The sequence below is a fragment of the Flavobacterium sp. genome (genome assembly GCF_031537875.1).
Taxonomy (GTDB): domain Bacteria; phylum Bacteroidota; class Bacteroidia; order Flavobacteriales; family Flavobacteriaceae; genus Flavobacterium.
Genome location: NZ_JAVKNB010000010.1, coordinates 316,432 through 336,268, shown reverse-complemented (window position 1 = coordinate 336,268; position 19,837 = coordinate 316,432). Strand labels below are relative to the sequence as shown.

Sequence of the window (19,837 nt, the reverse complement as noted above, 5' to 3'; positions counted from 1 at the left end):
GATACAACTAAGCATATGAAAGATAAAACAATAGATTACATTCTACGCGCTACTTGGCAAGCAGTATCCAGAATGTACAATGAAGAAGCTGCAAAATACGGTGCTACAATGGCAACGGGTTTTGTTTTGCTTAGCATTGACAAAGAAAAAGGCACACCCTCAACTACTTTAGGTCCAAAAATGGGAATGGAAGCCACAAGCCTAACACGAACATTAAAATCAATGGAAGAAAAAGGATTAATCATCCGAAAAAAGAATCCTTTTGATGGACGTGGAGTCTTGATTTATCTTACTGATTTAGGAAAAGAAAAACGAGAACTTTCTAAAAGCACTGTTTTAAAATTTAATGAAACAGTCAAACAACACGTTTCGGACGAAAAATTGCAACACTTTATGGAAGTGGCCGAAACAATTAACGAATTAATTCAAGATAAAAATATATTTAATCAAAAGGATACGATAAGCGATGAAACGAATCATTAAAAAAGTAGCGGTTGTAGGTTCTGGGATTATGGGTTCTGGAATTGCGTGTCATTTGGCTAACATAGGTCTGGAAGTTTTACTTTTAGACATTGTTCCAAATGCACTAACAGAGGCTGAAGAAAAGAAAGGATTGACCCTAGAAAGCAAAGTGGTTCGTAACCGAGTAGTGAACGATCATTTGGCGAATGCACTAAAGTCAAAGCCCTCTCCTATTTACAATATCAAATTTGCCAACCGAATTATAACAGGGAATACCACTGATGATATGTCTAAAATTGCTTCTTGCGATTGGATTATCGAAGTAGTTGTAGAACGTTTGGATATCAAAAAAATAGTATTTGAGCAAATCGACAAATACAGAAAACCGGGAACATTGGTTACTTCCAATACTTCTGGAATTCCAATTCAATTTATGAGTGAAGGCCGTTCGGATGATTTTCAAGCTCATTTTTGTGGTACGCACTTTTTTAATCCAGCGCGTTACCTAAAATTATTCGAAATTATTCCTGGACCAAAAACCAATCCAGAAGTATTGGATTTCTTAACAGAATACGGTTCAAAATTCTTAGGTAAAACTTCGGTAGTTGCTAAAGATACGCCTGCGTTTATTGGAAATCGAATCGGAATTTTTGGTATCCAAAGTTTATTCCATTTGGTGAAAGAAATGGGATTGACTATTGAAGAAGTGGATAAATTAACTGGGCCTGTAATTGGTCGACCAAAATCGGCTACGTTTAGAACGGTAGATGTTGTAGGTTTAGATACTTTGGTTCACGTTGCCAACGGGTTGTATGAAAACTGCTCGAATGACGAAGCACACGACTTGTTCCAACTTCCTGATTTTATTTCCAAAATGATGGAAAACAAATGGTTGGGAAGCAAAACCGGACAAGGTTTTTACAAAAAAGAAGGAAAAGAGATTCTATCTTTGGATTTGAATACTCTTGAATACAGAGCTGCTAAAAAAGCGTCTTTTGCTACTTTGGAATTAACTAAAACCATTGATAAACCGATTGATCGTTTCAAAGTTTTGGTAAAAGGAAAAGATAAAGCAGGTGAATTTTATAGAAAAAATTTCGCTGCCATGTTTGCCTATTGCTCGAATAGAATTCCTGAAATTTCAGATGATTTCTACAAAATTGACGATGCCATGAAAGCCGGTTTTGGATGGGAAAATGGACCATTCGAAATTTGGAATGCTATTGGAGTAGCTAACGGAATCGAATTAATGAAAGCAGAAGGATACGAACCCGCTGCTTGGGTAACCGAAATGGTTGCGGCTGGAAATACCAGTTTTTACACTGTAAAAGAAGGGGCGAGTTACGCATACAGTATTCCTTCAAAATCGCAAGCTAAAGTACCTGGACAAGATGCTTTTATCATTCTGAATAACATTCGCGAAAGCAAAAAAGTATGGAGTAATAGCGGTGCGGTAATCCAACATTTAGGCGATGGGATTTTGAATTTAGAATTTCAATCTAAAATGAATACCATTGGTGGCGATGTATTGCAAGCTATCAATAAAGCCATTGACTTAGCAGAAAAAGAATATAACGGTTTGGTTATTGGGAATCAAGGAGCTAATTTTTCTGTGGGTGCCAACATCGGAATGATTTTTATGATGGCGGTTGAGCAAGAATATGACGAATTGAATATGGCTATCAAATTATTCCAAGACACGATGATGCGAGTGCGTTATTCGGCCGCTCCAGTGATTGTCGCACCTCACGGAATGACATTAGGTGGAGGTTGCGAAATGACAATGCACGCAGACCGAGTGGTAGCTTCCGCTGAAACCTATATTGGTTTAGTGGAGTTTGGTGTTGGTGTTATTCCTGGTGGTGGTGGTTCTAAAGAAATGGCGCTACGTGCTTCGGATTTGTTCCACAAAAATGATGTCGAACTGAATGTATTACAAGAATATTTCCTAACTATTGGAATGGCAAAAGTAGCGACATCCGCTTATGAAGCTTTTGATATGGGTGTTTTACAAAAAGGAAAAGATATTGTGGTAGTCAATAAAGACCGTCAAATTGCAGTCGCTAAACAAGTGGCGCTTCAAATGGCGGAACAAGGGTACACCCAACCTATACAAAGAAAAGATGTAAAAGTGCTTGGAAAACAAGCCTTGGGAATGTTCTTAGTGGGAACCGACCAAATGCAAGCAGGTAAATACATTTCAGAACACGACAGAAAAATTGCTAACAAATTAGCTTATGTAATGGCTGGTGGTGATTTGTCTGAACCGACATTAGTAAGTGAACAATACCTTTTAGATATTGAACGTGAAGCTTTCTTGAGTTTATGTACGGAGAGAAAAACTTTGGAGAGAATCCAGTTTATGTTAACCAAAGGTAAACCGTTGAGAAATTAGATTTTTAATCTGCGTTCTAAAAAAACAAAATTATGAAAACAGCATATATAGTAAAAGCATACAGAACAGCCGTTGGTAAAGCTCCAAAAGGGGTATTCAGATTCAAAAGACCCGATGAATTAGCTGCAGAAACCATTCAATTTATAATGAATGAGTTGCCAGACTTTGACAAAACTCGAATCGATGATGTCATGGTAGGCAATGCTATGCCTGAAGCCGAACAAGGATTAAACGTAGGTCGATTGATTTCGTTAATGGGATTAAAAGTAACCGATGTACCTGGTGTAACCGTGAATAGATATTGTGCTTCAGGATTGGAAACTATTGGAATGGCAACTGCTAAAATTCAAAGTGGCATGGCCGATTGTATTATTGCAGGAGGTGCTGAAAGTATGTCATTGATTCCGATGGGAGGTTACAAACCTACTCCAGATTATGGTGTAGCTGCTGCTGGAAATGAAGATTACTATTGGGGAATGGGACTAACTGCCGAAGCCGTTGCTAAACAATATACTATTTCGCGTGAAGACCAAGATGAATTTGCTTTCAACTCACACCAAAAAGCTTTGAAAGCGCAAGCGGAAGGAAAATTTGACAATCAAATTGTCCCAATAAATGTAGAGCAAACCTTCATCAATGAAAATGGTAAAAAAGAAACTAAAACCTATACAGTAACAAAGGACGAAGGTCCAAGAGTAGATACTAATATAGCCGCTTTAGGAAATTTAAAACCCGTTTTTGCAGCTGATGGAAGTGTAACCGCTGGGAACTCTTCTCAAATGAGTGACGGTGCTGCTTTTGTTTTAATCATGAGTGAAGAAATGGTTAAAGAAGTAGGTGTGACACCTATTGCACGTTTAGTCAATTACGCTTCGGCAGGAGTTGAACCAAGAATCATGGGAATTGGACCAGTAAAAGCTATTCCAAAAGCATTGAAACAAGCAGGATTGACTTTAAACGATATTGATTTGATCGAGTTAAACGAAGCCTTTGCTTCCCAATCATTAGCCGTAGTTAGAGAATTAGGTTTAAATCCTGACATCGTAAACGTAAATGGTGGCGCCATTGCTTTAGGCCACCCACTAGGTTGTACAGGAGCTAAATTGTCAGTCCAATTATTTGACGAAATGAAACGTCGTGGTAACAAATATGGTATTGTAAGTATGTGTGTAGGAACAGGTCAAGGTTCTGCAGGTATCTACGAGATTTTATAAGCCCCCTAACCCCCAAATGGGGGAATTTAGGTTATGGATACACTTTGTACAAAAAATTATAAATAAAATATTTTATAAAATTTAAACCCTACTTACCCCTAGTAGGATTTCCCCCTTTGGGGGTTAGGGGGCTGATATGGAAGATATAACCAGAGGTGGACAGTTTTTAGTTAAAGAAACTAAATGTGAAAATATATTCACACCCGAAGATTTTTCAGAAGAACAAATTATGATGCGCGATTCTGTAAAAGAATTCGTAGACAAAGAAATCTGGCCTCACAAAGACCGATTTGAAAAGAAAGATTATGCCTTAACTGAAGAAACCATGCGTAAAGCAGGAGAAATGGGTTTCTTGAGTATTGCTGTTCCTGAATCGTATGGAGGAATGGGAATGGGATTTGTGGATACGTGTTTAGTTTGTGATTATATTTCAGGAGCAACGGGTTCGTTTTCTACTGCTTTTGGAGCTCATACGGGTATTGGAACCATGCCAATTACTTTGTACGGAACCGAAGAACAAAAACAAAAATATGTACCCAAATTAGCTTCTGGCGAATGGTTTGGCGCTTATTGTTTAACTGAACCAGGAGCGGGAAGTGATGCCAACTCTGGAAAAACGAAAGCTGTTCTATCAGAAGATGGCACACATTACAAAATCACAGGACAAAAAATGTGGATTTCTAATGCAGGATTCTGCTCGCTTTTCATCGTTTTTGCTCGAATTGAAGATGATAAAAACATCACTGGCTTCATTTTGGAAAATACTAAAGACAATGGAATTTCTTTTGGAGAAGAAGAACATAAATTAGGAATTCGTGCTTCATCGACTCGTCAGGTGTTTTTTAACGAAACCAAAGTACCTGTCGAAAACATGTTATCCGAAAGAGGAAATGGATTTAAAATAGCGATGAATGCCTTAAATGTTGGGCGTATCAAATTAGCAGCTGCATGTTTGGATGCACAACGTCGTGTAACTTCAAACGCGGTACATTATGCAAATGACCGAATTCAATTTAATACTCCAATTGCGAGTTTTGGTGCTATTCGTGCTAAATTAGCCGAGATGGCAACCTCAACTTATGCGGGAGAAAGTGCAACTTATCGTGCAGCCAAATCAATTGAAGACAGAATCAATGTCCGCGTTGCAGAAGGAACTTCTCATCAAGAAGCCGAATTAAAAGGCGTAGAAGAATTTGCTATTGAATGTTCCATTCTAAAAGTAGCCGTTTCTGAAGATGTTCAAAATTGTGCTGATGAAGGAATTCAAATTTACGGAGGAATGGGATTTTCTGAGGATACTCCAATGGAATCGGCTTGGAGAGATGCTCGAATTGCCCGTATTTACGAGGGAACTAACGAAATCAACCGAATGCTCTCTGTTGGAATGCTAATCAAAAAAGCCATGAAAGGTCAAGTGGATTTATTAGGCCCTGCGATGAAAGTACAAGAAGAATTAATGGGAATTCCCTCTTTTGACACCCCTGATTATTCTGAATTGTTTGCCGAAGAAAAAGAGATGATTGGCAAATTGAAAAAAGCATTTTTAATGGTTGCTGGTGGAGCAGTACAAAAATTCGGAGCTGATTTAGAAGCACACCAACAATTATTGATGGCTGCTGCCGATATGCTAATCGAAATTTACATAGCAGAAAGCACCATTCTTAGAACTGAAAAATTGGCTAAAAAACAAGGCGAAGCAAGTATCCAAGAACAAATTGCTATGGCGCAATTGTATTTATACAAAGCCGTTGATATTGTCACTCAAAAAGGAAAAGAAGGTATTGTTTCTTTTGCTGAAGGTGACGAGCAACGTATGATGTTGATGGGATTACGCCGATTTACCAAATATACTAATATGCCCAATGTTGTAGCACTTAGAGAAATTATTACAGCAAAATTAGTTGCAGAAAATAAATATTGCTTTTAAGCAGAAAGATAGTTTTTAGTTTAGATTTAATTTGTTTTAAAAACCGTTTCTGGATTGTATTCAGAGCGGTTTTTATATTTTAAGAAAATATTAATTTTTGCCTATACATTAATACGTAACTTTATAGGATTAAAAAAAAGAAAATCATGAAAAAAATAATTGTATCTATCGTAGTTATTGTAGCTGTAATTATAGGTTGTAAAACCGCCAACTCAAACGACTCAAAAAAATTACTTTTGAATTTCGAACCCAAAAGCAATAGTACAGTGTCTGGAACAGCCACTTTTGTAGAGAAAAATGGTCAAGTAACCTTTGAAGCTAAAATTGCAGGATTAAAACCTGGTATTCATGCTATTCATATACACGAAAAATCAGATTGTTCAGCAGCAGATGGCAGTTCAGCAGGAGGACATTGGAATCCAACCTTTAAAAAACATGGTAAATGGGGAGAAGGAGAATACCACAAAGGTGATATTGGTAATTTTACAGCGGATGAAAATGGAAATGGAACCATTACTTTAGCTACTAATGAATGGTGCATTGGCTGTGGAGATCCAACCAAAGATGTATTAGGAAAAGGATTAATAGTTCACCAAGGTGCAGATGATTTTGTAACTCAACCTACAGGGAATTCAGGAGCTAGAGTAGCTTGCTCTGCAATTATAAAATAATCAACATTTATTTCTTATTTAAAACCGTTTTGTATAGTAATACGAAACGGTTTTTTAATTTTAAATTCATCTTAGAATAAGAAAAAAACATAGCTTTGCATTATTAAATTAAGTTGATGATAAACCCTTCAGTACCTGGTTGGATAGATAAATTTTTCAGTGAACAGAAAATTTCAGAAATGAAATTAGTTCCTGAAAACACCTCTTTCTATGACAACTTAAAAGCAACGGGGTTTATATACGGACACATCATTTCGCTCGATACAAAATCACCAATTCCAATTAAAGGTTGGTTCAAAGAAGAAGTTTCTAAAGTAGCTTTATTCAATTCGTTATTTGGAGTCTATACCATCACAAAACAGGAGGTAAATTGGAACGATTTCATTTCAGAAACGGTATCCTTTTATAATGAAATGCATCCAGAAGAGTTTAACTTATTCAAAAAGTTACTTCCAAAAAATACACCTTCACTTACCCTTGAGAAATTTATTGATGAACGCGTTCAAACAAATGAAAACATCATAAGCAAAAACTTTTCTCATTTGGTAACTAACGCATTGTTATTCATTGATGTTTTGGCTTTTCGTCAGTATTTAATTCACGGAACGATTCCTGATAAGTACCTTAAAAAGATTGAAGAAACTATTGTTAATATTGTCACATTAGCTTTAAAAGTAAAAACCAATAAGTCGCAATATGACGATTTATTAATTAAACTTTTTGAAGCTTCTATTCGCTACAGCAAATTCTCTAAAAACTCCAATTTAAGTTTAGAAACATTGCATTTGGATTATTTCACTAACGAATTGGAAAAAAAATACCTAATTGATATTGCTGGAATGGCGCTATGGAATGATGGTGTATTAGAGAATAATGAATCTTATTTCTTATATCAATTAGCCGAAACACTTACTGTTTCTGATGATTTTGTACAACAAAGTATCAACGACACCAATACGTTAATATCGCAACATAAAAAAGAGATTCCATACTTTAACTATTCAAATCCTGTTAAACATTTTTACGATCAGACTACTCAAAGTGTGGTAACACTTATTGCTCGAAATAAAACTCGTCTAGTTAAAGAGATTGTTCAAAGTAAAGAATTAATGGTTTTGCTCGCCTATTCTACCAGAAGAGATTTGGATGAAAAGGAGAAAAAGAAAATTAAAAAACAATTATTAGACATTTGCAAAACAATCCCATCACTAACCATTTTCCTGTTACCGGGAGGAAGTCTATTGTTACCGATGTTAATTAAATTTATCCCTACCCTACTACCTTCTGCATTTAACGAGAATTTAGATCTTGAGGAATAAGCATAAAAAAACTGCCCTAAAGCAGTTTATATTTTAAAATTTTAATTGGTATACCTCATCCAAATCTACATCAGAACTAAAGTTAACATCCAAGTCAGTTACAAATCCAGAGTTCAAACCGTAAGCCCAACCATGCAAGGTCAATTCTTGTCCAGAATTCCATGCTGATTGTACTATAGAAGTTTTGGCCAAATCAAAAACTTGCTCTTTTACATTGACTTCAACAAACGCATTAAAACGTTCCGTTTCGTCTTCAATAGCATCCAAATAGGTTTTATGCAAACGATAGATGTCTTTAATATGTCTAATCCAGTTATCAATAATCCCTATAGATTGATTGTTCATGGCTGCCTGAACCCCACCACAGCCGTAATGTCCGCAAACAATAATGTGTTTTACTTTCAAAACATTAACTGCATAATCTAAAACGCTTAACATATTCATATCCGAATGAATTACCATATTGGCAATATTTCTGTGTACAAATACTTCTCCAGGTTTAGCTCCAACAATTTCATTTGCAGGCACTCTACTATCTGAACATCCAATCCATAATAAAGGAGGCGTCTGTTTTTCTGCCAAATTTTGAAAATAATCAGGGTCAAGAGCCAAAGAATCCTCCACCCATTTTTTATTATTATCTAATATCTTTTTATAAAAATCGTTGCTCATAAATAAAAGTCTTAGTAGAATCAAAAGTAGTCTAAAATTAAATCCCTTTAATCACTATAAAATAAATTGATTGTTTTTATATTTGCATCAAAATTTACTATACAAATGACCATTACTCAACTAAAATATGTTCTCGCTGTTGCTGAACACCAAAATTTCACTCTTGCTGCTGAAAAATGCTTTGTAACGCAACCCACTTTAAGCATGCAAATTCAAAAAATTGAAGAAGAACTCAATATTCAAATTTTTGATCGAACCAAAAAACCAATTCAATTAACTGATATTGGTCAAAAAATAGTGAGTCAGGCGAAAAATATCGTCAATGAAGCAGATCGAATTCAAGATATTGTAGAACAACAAAAAGGATTTGTAGGCGGCGAATTTAGATTGGGAATCATCCCAACAATTATGCCTACTTTACTTCCCATGTTTTTAAACAATTTCATAAAAAAATATCCAAAAGTAAAACTCATCATTGAAGAGCTCAATACAGATGAAATTATAACCAAATTAAACAATGGTCATCTCGATGCTGCAATTGCTGCTACTCCGCTTCAAGAAGAAAAGATCAAAGAAATAGTCTTATATTTTGAACCTTTTGTAGCTTACATTCCAGAAAGTCACCAACATTATCAAAAACAAGAAATTGAAGTAGCTGACTTAAATTTAGATGAAATTCTATTATTGCAAGACGGTCATTGCTTTAGAGATGGTATTTTGAATCTATGCAAAAATAATAGTCGCAACGAAATCAACCATTTTCAAATCGAAAGTGGCAGTTTTGAAACCCTAATCAAGCTTGCTGATGAAGGACTAGGTACTACCCTATTGCCTTATTTACATACCCTAGATTTAAAGGAATCTGACAAAAAGAAGTTACGTCATTTCAAAGAACCAAAACCTGCTCGAGAAGTGAGTTTAATCTTCCCGAAAAGTGAATTAAAAATCCACATCATTGATGCTTTACGAAGTACGATAGCTGGAGTAGTCAAAGGAGCTATTGTATTTCAAAATGTTGAAATTATTAGCCCAATTCAAAAGAAATAAAAAAAGGAACCATAAAGGTTCCTTTTTTTTATGTATTGATTACTAACAAACAAGGTTTTAATTCTGGCTTTTCATGCGTGAAATTATATAACCATTCTTTCAATTGTTCCATTTCGTAGGGCAGCAAAGTTTTAATTGCTTTTTGTAATTCTTTGTAAAAAAGTGCGGGATCAAAACTGACTCTTTCTAGAATAGATTTGGTGTAGTCAAGCATTACTTTTGTCATAATGAATTCAATTTTGGGTTAAACGTTCATTTTAATTAGCATAAATTTACATCAATATAAAATGCAATTACTATTATTTAACGAAGTTTTAAGTAATTTATTTTATCCAAGATAAATTACTCGTTTACCCTTTACTTGCTCTAAACATTTCCCTTTTTCCCGGTGGACCTGGTAGTTTTTCTACTGTAAAACCAACTTCTATCATACTTCTTTTAACTACCCCTCGAGCAGCATAAGTAACTAATTTTCCTCCTGGACGAAGTGCTTCATACATCTTTTTAAAAATAGCTGTACTCCACAATTCGGGCTGAACTCTGTAACCAAAAGCATCAAAATAAATCAAGTCGAATTGCTGAAAATCATCAATCTCATCAAAAAATTGTTTTCGCTTGGTTAATATAAAATGAGAAGCTAATTCAAATTGTTCGTTCCATTTGCCTTCATGCATTTGTTCAAAAATAATTTGCTGATGACTTGCATTCAATTCGTCCACATAATTCATTGCAAGCACTTCGGAAGCATTAACAGGATAAGCCTCAACACCCACATAATTAATCGACTGATTCAATTTTGAGGATTCCAAAAAAGTAATAAATGCATTTAAACCCGTACCAAATCCTATTTCTAAAATAGATACTGATTGATTTGGAAATAATGAGAGTCCATTTTGAATAAAAACGTGTTGGGCTTCTTGAATTGCACCATGTTTTGAATGATAACACTCGTCCCATTCTTTCAAATGAATTGTGGTAGAGCCGTCAAGAGTTTGAATAATTTCTCTTTCCAATGGATGTTTTTTGAGATTAGTAGTAACTAAGTATTTCTATTTTATGCCCAAAATTAGTTAAAACAAAAACGTTTCATTCGAAAAAAATTGATATTTTTTATATAATTCCCATAAATCACCCTTAATTGTATGATTATTTTTAAATATACATAAATCGCAGTTAATAGCTATAATTAATACAATTTTGATAAGTTTTTTAGTGATTTTTATTTAATTTTGTAATCATTAAATAAGTACATCCCAATTCCAATGTTGTAAGCTGATGCTTATTACTTAATACCATAAAAAAACAATTCTTAATTATGAGTGCAACTCAAAACAAAAAAATTGAAATTATACCATCAACTACTTCAAAAATTAATGAAGTAGACTTTGAAAATTTAAGTTTTGGCGCTGTTTTTACAGACCATTTATTTGAATGTGATTTTAAAAATGGAGAATGGCAGACACCAACTATTAAACCTTACGCACCTTTTTTAGTTGATCCGTCTACACGTGTATTTCATTACGGACAAGCTATTTTTGAAGGTATGAAAGCTTACAAAGACGAGCAAGACGCCATTTGGTTGTTCAGACCTGATGAAAATTTCAAACGTTTCAATAAATCAGCAGTTAGAATGGCGATGCCCGAAGTTCCTGAAGACATCTTCATGAATGGACTAAAAGAATTGCTTAAAATTGATCAAGCTTGGGTAAAAAAAGGAAATGGAAACTCCATGTATATTAGACCATTCATGATTGGAACTGGTACGGGAGTAATTGCTAACCCTTCTGATAACTATAAATTCATGATTATCTTATCTCCTGTTAAATCGTATTATGCAGGCGAAGTCAAAGTAATTGTTGCAGAACATTATAGTAGAGCGGCAAATGGCGGAATTGGTGCTGCAAAAGCGGCTGGAAATTATGCTGGTCAATTCTACCCAACGAATTTAGCCAACAAAGAAGGTTTTCAACAAGTTATTTGGACAGATGACGCTACACACACTAAATTAGAAGAAGCAGGAACCATGAACGTTTTCTTCAGAATAAATGATACCTTATTCACTGCACCAACAAGCGAAAGAATACTTGATGGGGTTACTAGAAAAACACTTATTGATTTAGCTAAAAGAGAAGGTATTACTGTAGAAGTTCGTTCAGTATTAGTAAATGAATTAGTGGAAGCTGCTAATAACGGAAGTTTGAAAGAGATTTTTGGAGCAGGAACTGCAGCTGTTATCAGTCCAATTGCCGGATTCTCTTATAAAGATCACTACTACGAATTACCTAAATTAGAGCATTCAGTTGCTGCTGATTTGAAATTAAAATTGACGAATATTCAAAATAAATTAGCTGAAGATACTTTTGGTTGGACCGTAAAAGTATAATTATTCTTCACTTAAATAAAAAAGCGATTTTCAAATGAAAATCGCTTTTTTTATGTCCTAAATTGGCATCAATTATTCTCCTAATATTTTAGAAAAATCCGGTTTAAAATAGTTAGGTCCTTTCATTACCTTACCGTCTTCTCTGTAAATTGGATTTCCATCTTCACCTAATTTACTCATATTAGAACGTTGAATTTCGTCAAAAACTTCTTCTATTTTATGTTGTAAACCATGCTCTATAATAGTCCCACAAAGTATGTACATCATGTCGCCTAAAGCATCTGCAATTTCAACTAAGTCGTTATTCAAGACCGCTTCTAGATATTCTTCATTTTCTTCTTTCATCAAATTATAACGAAGGTATTTTTTGGCTTCGCCTAAATCAGCAATTGGAGATTCGCTATGACCTATTCGGAATGCGGTATGAAATTCCTTTACCGCTTTAATTTGTTTCTGCATATTATATTTCATTAAATGAATTGGAAAAGTAATAACTATTCCTGAACAAATGACTAAATTTGCTATAAAATTTTCAACATATGTTTAGTACAGGACAATTGATCTTCGCTCTTCTTTTCTTCATAGCTTTTGTAATAGCAATGGTTTTTTCCTATCGAAAAGACGCTAAATTACATCAACTATTCTATAAAGGGAATTATAAAATATTGTTAGGATTTCTTATTTTTATTGGGTTACTATTTGTAATCAAGATTTTCTTCAAACGTTAGTTTATTTCTAATTATTCATTATCATTTTCGAATAAAAGAACTAACTTTACTAAAGAAACCTAAATTGGCACCCAACATGAAAATCTTAAAATACATCTTCCTTTTACTATTACTTAGTTTTATTTCTTTTTCTGTTTTTATTGCAACACAAAAAGGGAGTTTTACTATAGAACGAAGCAAAGTAATTCATACTTCAAAAGCTGATCTATACAATTATGTAAATGATTATCAAAACTGGGAAGATTTTATGGCCTTTATGGTAGAAGATGCTACAACAAGAACACATTATCCTAAAACTACCATCGGTAAAGGAGCTAAATGTATGTGGGAAGGAATTGATGGCAATGGAACTATTCAAACTTTCTCTGTAAAAGAAAATGATAGTATTACACAAAAAATGAATTGGGATGGAACTGAATTTAATACTACATGGGTATTTAAAGACACTTTAGGAGGTACAAAAGTTACTTTGAAATCTAGTGGTGAAATGAGTTTTTCTTATAAAATCTATACAGCACTTCACGGCGGTGCTAACAGGATAATAGGTGGGTTATTTGAAAAAAGTTTAGCCAATTTAGATAAAAGCCTAGATTACGAAATTAATACCTACCAAATAAAAGTAAATGGATTAGTTCAAAAATTAGGTACTCCATACCTTAAACAAAGTTTTACTAGTAAGATTAGTTCTATTGTAAAAAACACCCGAATTGTTTTCCCTAAAATCATTACTTTTTGTAAACAAAATAAAATTGAACTTAACGGAAAGCCATTTGTAATTTATCACACCTACGATGAGAAAAGTGGTTTAGCTAAAATTTCTATCTGTGTTCCAATTAAGGAAGCTATTATGACTAGTTATGGAAGTGATATTATGTCTGATGAATTAGAATCTTTTTCGGCAATCAAAACCACCTTATATGGTGACTATTCTCATACCAAAGAAGCTTTAAAAAAATCAAAGAATTATATCAATCAAAACGTTATTACTCCTGATTCTAAAATTGCTCATCTAGAAGTGTACACTATCAACAAATTGGATATTAAAAATCCTTCTAAATGGAAAACAGAAATGTATTTTCCAGTTAAGCCAAAAAATAGTGCGCCTAAAGTAGTTCCTAAAACTGAAGAACCTAACCCAGAAACGGAAACAACTGCATCTGAAATTTAATCTTTCGATTAAACCTTTTGGATAAATGCTATTCTAATTAGTTAAATAGAAGCTTTGCAAGAAGAAAAAGAATTTATTCAAGAATTATTACATCCTAAAACGCAGAATGAAGCGTTTCAGAAGCTCTTGCAAGATTATCAAAAACCTTTGTACCATCATATTAGAAACATTGTATTGAATCATGATGATGCTGATGATGTGTTACAAAATACATTTATTAAAGTATTTCAAAATCTCAAAAACTTTAAAGGAGATAGTAAACTATTTTCATGGATGTACCGTATTGCGACAAATGAAGCTTTGACTTTTATTAAACAAAAAGCACAAAAGAATAAAGTCTCAACCGAAGAATTACAGAATAAGACAATTGACAATTTAAAAGCTGATGTTTATTTTGATGGAAATGAAATTCAAATCAAATTACAAAAAGCAATTGCACTTTTACCGCAAAAGCAACAACTAGTATTCAAAATGAAATATTTTGAAGAATTAAAATATGAAGAAATCGCTACTATTTTAGAAACTTCTGTAGGAGCATTAAAAGCTTCTTACCATCATGCCGTAAAAAAAATAGAAGCCTATATTACTTCAAATTAAACCTTTTAAATTCTTATTAGTCTAAACGATAGTTATGAAAACATTTAAATTAGAAAACGAACCAAAAATTGAATCAGGATTTACAATCCCAGAGCATTACTTTGATGATTTTTCTAAAAAGGTACTTTCACAATTACCTGAAGAAAAAAGTAAAGTGGTACCTCTTTTTCAAAGAAGAAAAAATCTGTTTTTTGCTGTAGCAGCTGTTGTAATTATTGCCTTGCTACTTCCTATTTACAATCAGTTTTCGACAACTAGTGAAGAATTAGACACAACTACTTTAGAGAATCACTTGACCTATCAAACGGATATAAATCCTTATGAATTAATTAGCGAATTAGAAGAAACAGACATCAATAAAATACACCCTACAACGACCTTAAAAGAGGAAACTGTAGAAGATGTATTAACCACAAACCCAGATTTAGAACGACTGATTTCAGAATAAATTTATTGCAATAACATACGATTATGAAACTATTAAAAATACTACCCATCCTTGTATTATTTTCTTCTCTCAACTTTTACGCTCAAGGTGAGAAAATGAAAGAAAAAAGAGAACAGATTAAAACTATGAAAGTAGCTTTTCTAACTACCGAATTAGACTTAACGTCAGCTGAAGCAGAAAAATTTTGGCCTGTATATAATGCTTTTGAAGACAAACAATTTGAATTGAGACATCAAAAAATGGGCGCTTTTATAAAAAAAATAAAAGATGGTTCTGTTAGTCAGATGACCGAAAAAGAAGCCAGTACTTTCTTAAATCAAATGGAAAGCAATGATGAAGAAATATTTATGTTGCGAAAAAAATTAACCGCTACACTACGAAATATTCTCCCTGCATCTAAAATTTTAAAACTAAAAAAATCCGAAGAAGATTTCAATAGAAAATTACTACATCAATATAGAGATCGCGGTAATAAGAAAGAATAATTATTGCTTAATAACTTCCAATAGCCATCCTCGTTAGGGTGGTTATTTTATTTAAACTGAATTCGAATCAATTTATTTTTACCAGCAGCAATAGCTGTAAAATCATTTAAAAATCGGATCGTATAAAGAGTATTATCTAATGCTAATTGCTTCCAATTATCTCCGCCATCATTCGAATAAAACAAACCAGAAGCTCCCACACTAACTAATCCTTTTCCATTGCTATGGGGAACATATTGTACACAAGAAGCATATCCAAAACCTTGGTTTTGCGCCACTAAATCCCACGTCTTTCCTCCATTAGTGGTTCGCGCTTTATTGTCAAAATTTTGAGTTAGAACTTCGTAATTACCTCCAGAAATAAATCCTATTTCAGAGTCATAAAAATCCGCCGTGAATATTCCTGTCATTTGTTTTCCTTGCACCATTGGTGTTTCATAAACTGTCCAGCTCTTCCCTTTGTCTTTTGAAGAAAATACTCTCGATTTCTTTCCTCCAGATACGATCCAGGTAGTATTTCCTTTGATTACGATATTAGTATTACTAGCGGCAAAAGCAGCTTCACCTTCTTCTAATTTCGGGATTTGATTGGCTGGTATTTTTTGCCAAGAATTTCCTCCATCTCGAGTGGTGATAATTGAAAAACTTCCTTCTAGTGGGTCTCCGATAGCAACACCTTCTTTATCATTCCAAAATTGCATACTATCATAAAATACCTTCTCATGATTTTCTTGATATACCAATTTATAGCTAAAATCCTCTTTTGAAATTCGGTACAACAAAGCGGGATTCGCAACACTAATAATAAATACATACTTATTTGTTTGAGCTATACTCCTGAACTCAACACTTTTCTCAAAAGGTATCTGAACTTCTTTCTTTTGATTCAATGTCAAATCAAAAAAACCAAATCTTGATTTATCAGCTGCATACCAAACTTTATTTTGATCCAAAGTCAACGCTCGAATGCTAATTTTATCTTGAAATAAAGTATCAATAGTTACTGAAGTAAAGTGATTCGTATTTACATTCTGTGATTTACAAGACCAAAAAAGAAGACCAAAAACTAGAGTGAGAATTATTTTATTCATAAAAACAGAAATTTAGAAAGCTAAAATACAATTAATTACAACCTATCCGAAATCTTAGAATCAATTATTGGCATAGTAATTGGAAAGTTATAACTACTAATCTTAAATTGACTTATTATGAAAACGAATTTATTTTTTTTAAGTGCAATCATCACTTTTTGTACAACACAGATACAAGCACAAAATAGAACTCAAATAAATGCAATGAATAGTGAAATTAGTGCCAATTTAGATTTAAGAGCCGTTGCATCTGTATTTGGAGAATCACAAAATTTAGAAGATTTCGAAAGAAGACTAAACGACCCAAAACTTCAATTATCTAACTTGGATTTGAATAATGACAATCAGGTAGATTACCTTAGAGTTGTAGAATCCATTGAAAACCAAACTCATGTCATTCTAATTCAAGCCGTTATTAATAGTGACATTTATCAAGATGTAGCCACAATTGATGTAGCAAAAGATTACTATGACAGAGTGAGTATTCAAATTGTAGGGAATACCAATTTATACGGCCCAAACTACATTTATGAACCCGTATATTATAGTTCTCCGAGTTTATTAAGTCTATTTTGGACTTCAAATTACCGTCCCTACTATTCTAATTGGAAATGGAATTATTATCCTCGAGCTTACTATACTTGGAATCCATACCCAATATACAAATACCGTCGCAACATCTCTTTTTGTATAAACAGTAACAATAATTACAAATATGTAAATTATAGAAAAAATTATCAATCTGAATATCGCTACCCATCTAGATACGAAAACCAACGCCCCAACTATAGTTACTCAAATAGAGATGAATACGATACCAATCATCGAGGTTTTACACAACGCAACTCCAATGAATATTATCGTAATAATGATAGACAATATAGAAGTGGTAACGATATTCAAAGAACAAATTACAGAAGAGAAATGACACAAAATAGACCTTTAGAAATTAAAGAGGTGGAAATTCAACGTAATAGAAATCAATATGTAACGCTTCCGTCAACGAAAGAAAATGGAAGAGGTTCTAGAGAAAACCATAGACGAAATTAACATTAAATTAGAATCATTAAAAACACGGAAATAGTCTCCGTGTTTTTTTGTTATTTTTTACCCTAATTTATTTAAAAAGAGTAAATTTGCCCACTTTTTAATTAAATATCATGAGCGTAGCGCACAAAGATCTCCATAGTAAATTAACACTTGGCGGTTTATTAGTTTCTTTAGGAATTATATATGGTGACATTGGAACTTCTCCTTTGTATGTAATGAAAGCCATCCTTGGCGACCATATAATTAATGCCGATATTGTTTTAGGTGGAATCTCTTGTGTTTTTTGGACACTTACTCTGCAAACTACAATTAAATACGTACTCATCACCTTAAGTGCTGACAACCATGGCGAAGGTGGAATTTTTGCCTTATATGCTTTAGTCAAAAAAACAAAAATTCGATGGTTGATTGTTCCTGCCATTATTGGAGGAAGTGCTTTACTAGCCGATGGAATCATTACCCCTCCTATCTCAGTATCCTCTGCTGTTGAGGGAGTTAGAACCTTTTATCCTGAAATCAATACCATTCCAATCGTAATCGGAATTTTATTTATACTATTTACCATTCAACAATTTGGAACCAAATTAGTTGGAAAGTTTTTTGCTCCTATGATGTTAATTTGGTTTAGCATGTTAGCGATTTTAGGTGGTATTCAAATTTTCAAACACATAGAAGTGCTAAATGCACTAAATCCTTACTACGCCTATCATTTATTATCAATTCATCCAGATGGTTTTTTTGTACTTGGTTTTGTATTCTTATGTACTACTGGAGCTGAGGCATTGTATTCGGACATGGGGCATTGCGGACGTAAAAATATTCGAATCAGTTGGATTTTTGTAAAGATAGCTTTAGTTCTAAACTATTTTGGTCAAGGTGCTTATTTGATACACCACGAAGGACAATCACTAGAAAGTTTAGGTGGGAAAAATGGAAACCCATTTTACCTAATTATGGCCGATTGGTTCCAACCTATCGGAATTGTAGTAGCTACTTTGGCAGCTGTAATTGCCTCTCAAGCGTTAATTAGTGGTTCATTTACCTTAATCAATGAAGCCATGCGTTTGAATTTCTGGCCAAAAGTCAAAATCAAATACCCAACCGAGCTAAAAGGTCAGCTATATATCCCTTCTATCAACTGGTTATTATTCTTTGGTTGTGTGGGTATCGTCTTGCATTTTGAAGAATCTAGCAATATGGAACATGCGTATGGTTTAGCTATTATCCTTTGCATGATTATGACGACTCTTTTATTGAATTACTATTTGATAATGAAACGAGTTAAATGGTTCTTATACGTTCCATTAATTAGCATTTATTTAATGATTGAATTTAGTTTCCTAGCTGCCAATATTACCAAATTTGCCGAAGGTGGTTATGTTACTCTTTTCATAGCAATGCTACTTATTTCTATTATGACCATTTGGTACCTAGCTAAGAAAATCAACAAGGCTTACACTAAAATTGTTAAGATTGAAGACTATAAAAAAGTATTGGGCGAATTAAGTGCTGATTTATCAATTCCAAAATACGCAACCCATTTGGTGTATATGACCAATGCAGGAAGAGTGGATGAAATTGAAGAAAAAGTAATGTATTCTATTCTACAAAAAAGACCCAAAAGAGCTGACATTTATTGGTTTGTTCACGTGAACATTTTAACTGAACCTTATAAAACAGAATATAAAGTAACCGAAATCTTAAAAGACGATTTGTACCGTGTTGACTTTAATTTAGGATTTAGAGAACCTACTAAAATCAATCTAATGTTCCGCGAAGTTCTAAAAGACATGGTTAAAAAAGGTGAAGTAGATATTACAAGTCGTTACGAATCATTGAACAAAAACAACATCCTTGGAGACTTTAAGTTTGTATTGTCTGAGAAATTTTTATCTAATGATAGTGATTTATTGTGGCATGAAAAATTAGTTATGAATTCGTATTTCTTCATCAAAAAACTCAGCTTATCTGAAGAAAGAGCCTTTGGATTAGATAGTAGTTCGGTGAAAATTGAAAAATTCCCAATGGTACTTCATGCACCAGAAAACATAGGATTGACAAGAGTTAAATAAAACTGGATTGTCTACACATACTAAAGACACTGTTTCACGACAGTGTCTTTTTATTTAGAACATTAAAATTTAGCTTTCACACCAATAAATAGTACCTTTGCAATTCAA

The 19,837-nt window shown here is 33.5% G+C and carries 20 protein-coding genes; 15 read left to right on the top strand and 5 right to left on the bottom strand.

The window, feature by feature from the left end; genetic code table 11:
* Positions 1–15: 15 nt before the first annotated feature.
* From RMR09_RS06705 to RMR09_RS06680, 6 genes are all read left to right on the top strand, one after another.
* Positions 16–483, top strand: a complete 468-nt coding sequence (locus RMR09_RS06705; protein ID WP_310595025.1) for a MarR family transcriptional regulator — start codon at positions 16–18, stop codon at positions 481–483.
* On the top strand, positions 467–2,857 hold the full coding sequence (locus RMR09_RS06700; RefSeq protein ID WP_310595024.1) for a 3-hydroxyacyl-CoA dehydrogenase/enoyl-CoA hydratase family protein: 2,391 nt from the start codon (positions 467–469) through the stop codon (positions 2,855–2,857). Before RMR09_RS06705 ends, RMR09_RS06700 begins: the two co-directional genes overlap by 17 nt.
* Positions 2,858–2,889: 32 nt before the next feature.
* Entirely contained in the window at positions 2,890–4,071 is a 1,182-nt protein-coding gene (locus tag RMR09_RS06695; RefSeq protein ID WP_310595023.1) for an acetyl-CoA C-acyltransferase, read from the top strand.
* A gap of 136 nt (positions 4,072–4,207) precedes the next feature.
* The gene (locus RMR09_RS06690) at positions 4,208–5,998 is read left to right on the top strand and encodes an acyl-CoA dehydrogenase family protein (protein ID WP_310595022.1); all 1,791 of its coding nucleotides are present in this window, start codon (positions 4,208–4,210) and stop codon (positions 5,996–5,998) included.
* A gap of 146 nt (positions 5,999–6,144) precedes the next feature.
* Positions 6,145–6,669: a superoxide dismutase family protein gene (locus RMR09_RS06685; RefSeq protein ID WP_310595021.1), complete on the top strand. Its 525-nt coding sequence runs from the start codon at positions 6,145–6,147 to the stop codon at positions 6,667–6,669.
* 116 nt (positions 6,670–6,785) lie between these two features.
* Positions 6,786–7,988 (top strand): LETM1-related biofilm-associated protein, encoded by a 1,203-nt coding sequence (locus RMR09_RS06680; RefSeq protein WP_310595020.1) that lies wholly within the window; start codon positions 6,786–6,788, stop codon positions 7,986–7,988.
* A 33-nt stretch (positions 7,989–8,021) separates the two neighbouring features.
* Here the strand turns inward: RMR09_RS06680 and can are convergent, their stop codons facing one another.
* Positions 8,022–8,660: a carbonate dehydratase gene (gene can, locus RMR09_RS06675; RefSeq protein WP_310595019.1), complete on the bottom strand. Its 639-nt coding sequence runs from the start codon at positions 8,658–8,660 to the stop codon at positions 8,022–8,024.
* Between the two features lie 105 nt (positions 8,661–8,765).
* On the opposite strand from can, the gene RMR09_RS06670 reads away from it, so the two are divergent.
* Positions 8,766–9,707, top strand: a complete 942-nt coding sequence (locus tag RMR09_RS06670; RefSeq protein WP_310595018.1) for a LysR substrate-binding domain-containing protein — start codon at positions 8,766–8,768, stop codon at positions 9,705–9,707.
* A 28-nt stretch (positions 9,708–9,735) separates the two neighbouring features.
* On the opposite strand, the gene RMR09_RS06665 is transcribed toward RMR09_RS06670, so the two are convergent.
* Together RMR09_RS06665 and mnmD are read right to left on the bottom strand one after the other, a co-directional pair.
* The gene (locus RMR09_RS06665) at positions 9,736–9,933 is read right to left on the bottom strand and encodes a hypothetical protein (RefSeq protein ID WP_310595017.1); all 198 of its coding nucleotides are present in this window, start codon (positions 9,931–9,933) and stop codon (positions 9,736–9,738) included.
* A gap of 124 nt (positions 9,934–10,057) precedes the next feature.
* Entirely contained in the window at positions 10,058–10,720 is a 663-nt protein-coding gene (gene mnmD / locus RMR09_RS06660) for a tRNA (5-methylaminomethyl-2-thiouridine)(34)-methyltransferase MnmD (protein WP_310595016.1), read from the bottom strand.
* A gap of 302 nt (positions 10,721–11,022) precedes the next feature.
* Between mnmD and RMR09_RS06655 the strand changes: the two genes are divergently transcribed.
* Positions 11,023–12,090: a branched-chain amino acid aminotransferase gene (locus RMR09_RS06655; protein WP_310595015.1), complete on the top strand. Its 1,068-nt coding sequence runs from the start codon at positions 11,023–11,025 to the stop codon at positions 12,088–12,090.
* Positions 12,091–12,162: 72 nt separating this feature from the next.
* On the opposite strand, the gene RMR09_RS06650 is transcribed toward RMR09_RS06655, so the two are convergent.
* Positions 12,163–12,549 (bottom strand): nucleoside triphosphate pyrophosphohydrolase family protein, encoded by a 387-nt coding sequence (locus RMR09_RS06650; RefSeq protein WP_310595014.1) that lies wholly within the window; start codon positions 12,547–12,549, stop codon positions 12,163–12,165.
* 80 nt (positions 12,550–12,629) lie between these two features.
* On the opposite strand from RMR09_RS06650, the gene RMR09_RS06645 reads away from it, so the two are divergent.
* The 5 genes from RMR09_RS06645 to RMR09_RS06625 all read left to right on the top strand — a co-directional run bounded on the left by RMR09_RS06645 (position 12,630) and on the right by RMR09_RS06625 (position 15,516).
* Positions 12,630–12,818: a hypothetical protein gene (locus tag RMR09_RS06645; protein ID WP_310595013.1), complete on the top strand. Its 189-nt coding sequence runs from the start codon at positions 12,630–12,632 to the stop codon at positions 12,816–12,818.
* Between the two features lie 76 nt (positions 12,819–12,894).
* A complete protein-coding gene (locus tag RMR09_RS06640) occupies positions 12,895–13,986 on the top strand; it encodes an SRPBCC family protein (protein WP_310595012.1) in 1,092 nt (363 codons plus the stop codon).
* A gap of 54 nt (positions 13,987–14,040) precedes the next feature.
* On the top strand, positions 14,041–14,583 hold the full coding sequence (locus tag RMR09_RS06635) for an RNA polymerase sigma factor (RefSeq protein WP_310595011.1): 543 nt from the start codon (positions 14,041–14,043) through the stop codon (positions 14,581–14,583).
* A gap of 34 nt (positions 14,584–14,617) precedes the next feature.
* The gene (locus RMR09_RS06630) at positions 14,618–15,031 is read left to right on the top strand and encodes a hypothetical protein (protein WP_310595010.1); all 414 of its coding nucleotides are present in this window, start codon (positions 14,618–14,620) and stop codon (positions 15,029–15,031) included.
* A gap of 23 nt (positions 15,032–15,054) precedes the next feature.
* Entirely contained in the window at positions 15,055–15,516 is a 462-nt protein-coding gene (locus RMR09_RS06625) for a sensor of ECF-type sigma factor (RefSeq protein WP_310595009.1), read from the top strand.
* A gap of 47 nt (positions 15,517–15,563) precedes the next feature.
* Here the strand turns inward: RMR09_RS06625 and RMR09_RS06620 are convergent, their stop codons facing one another.
* Positions 15,564–16,607 (bottom strand): oxidoreductase, encoded by a 1,044-nt coding sequence (locus RMR09_RS06620; protein ID WP_310595008.1) that lies wholly within the window; start codon positions 16,605–16,607, stop codon positions 15,564–15,566.
* A gap of 117 nt (positions 16,608–16,724) precedes the next feature.
* Between RMR09_RS06620 and RMR09_RS06615 the strand changes: the two genes are divergently transcribed.
* Together RMR09_RS06615 and RMR09_RS06610 are read left to right on the top strand one after the other, a co-directional pair.
* Positions 16,725–17,657, top strand: coding sequence for a hypothetical protein (locus RMR09_RS06615; RefSeq protein ID WP_310595007.1), 933 nt, complete (start codon positions 16,725–16,727; stop codon positions 17,655–17,657).
* A 110-nt stretch (positions 17,658–17,767) separates the two neighbouring features.
* Positions 17,768–19,729, top strand: a complete 1,962-nt coding sequence (locus RMR09_RS06610) for a KUP/HAK/KT family potassium transporter (RefSeq protein ID WP_310595006.1) — start codon at positions 17,768–17,770, stop codon at positions 19,727–19,729.
* Positions 19,730–19,837 lie beyond the last annotated feature (108 nt).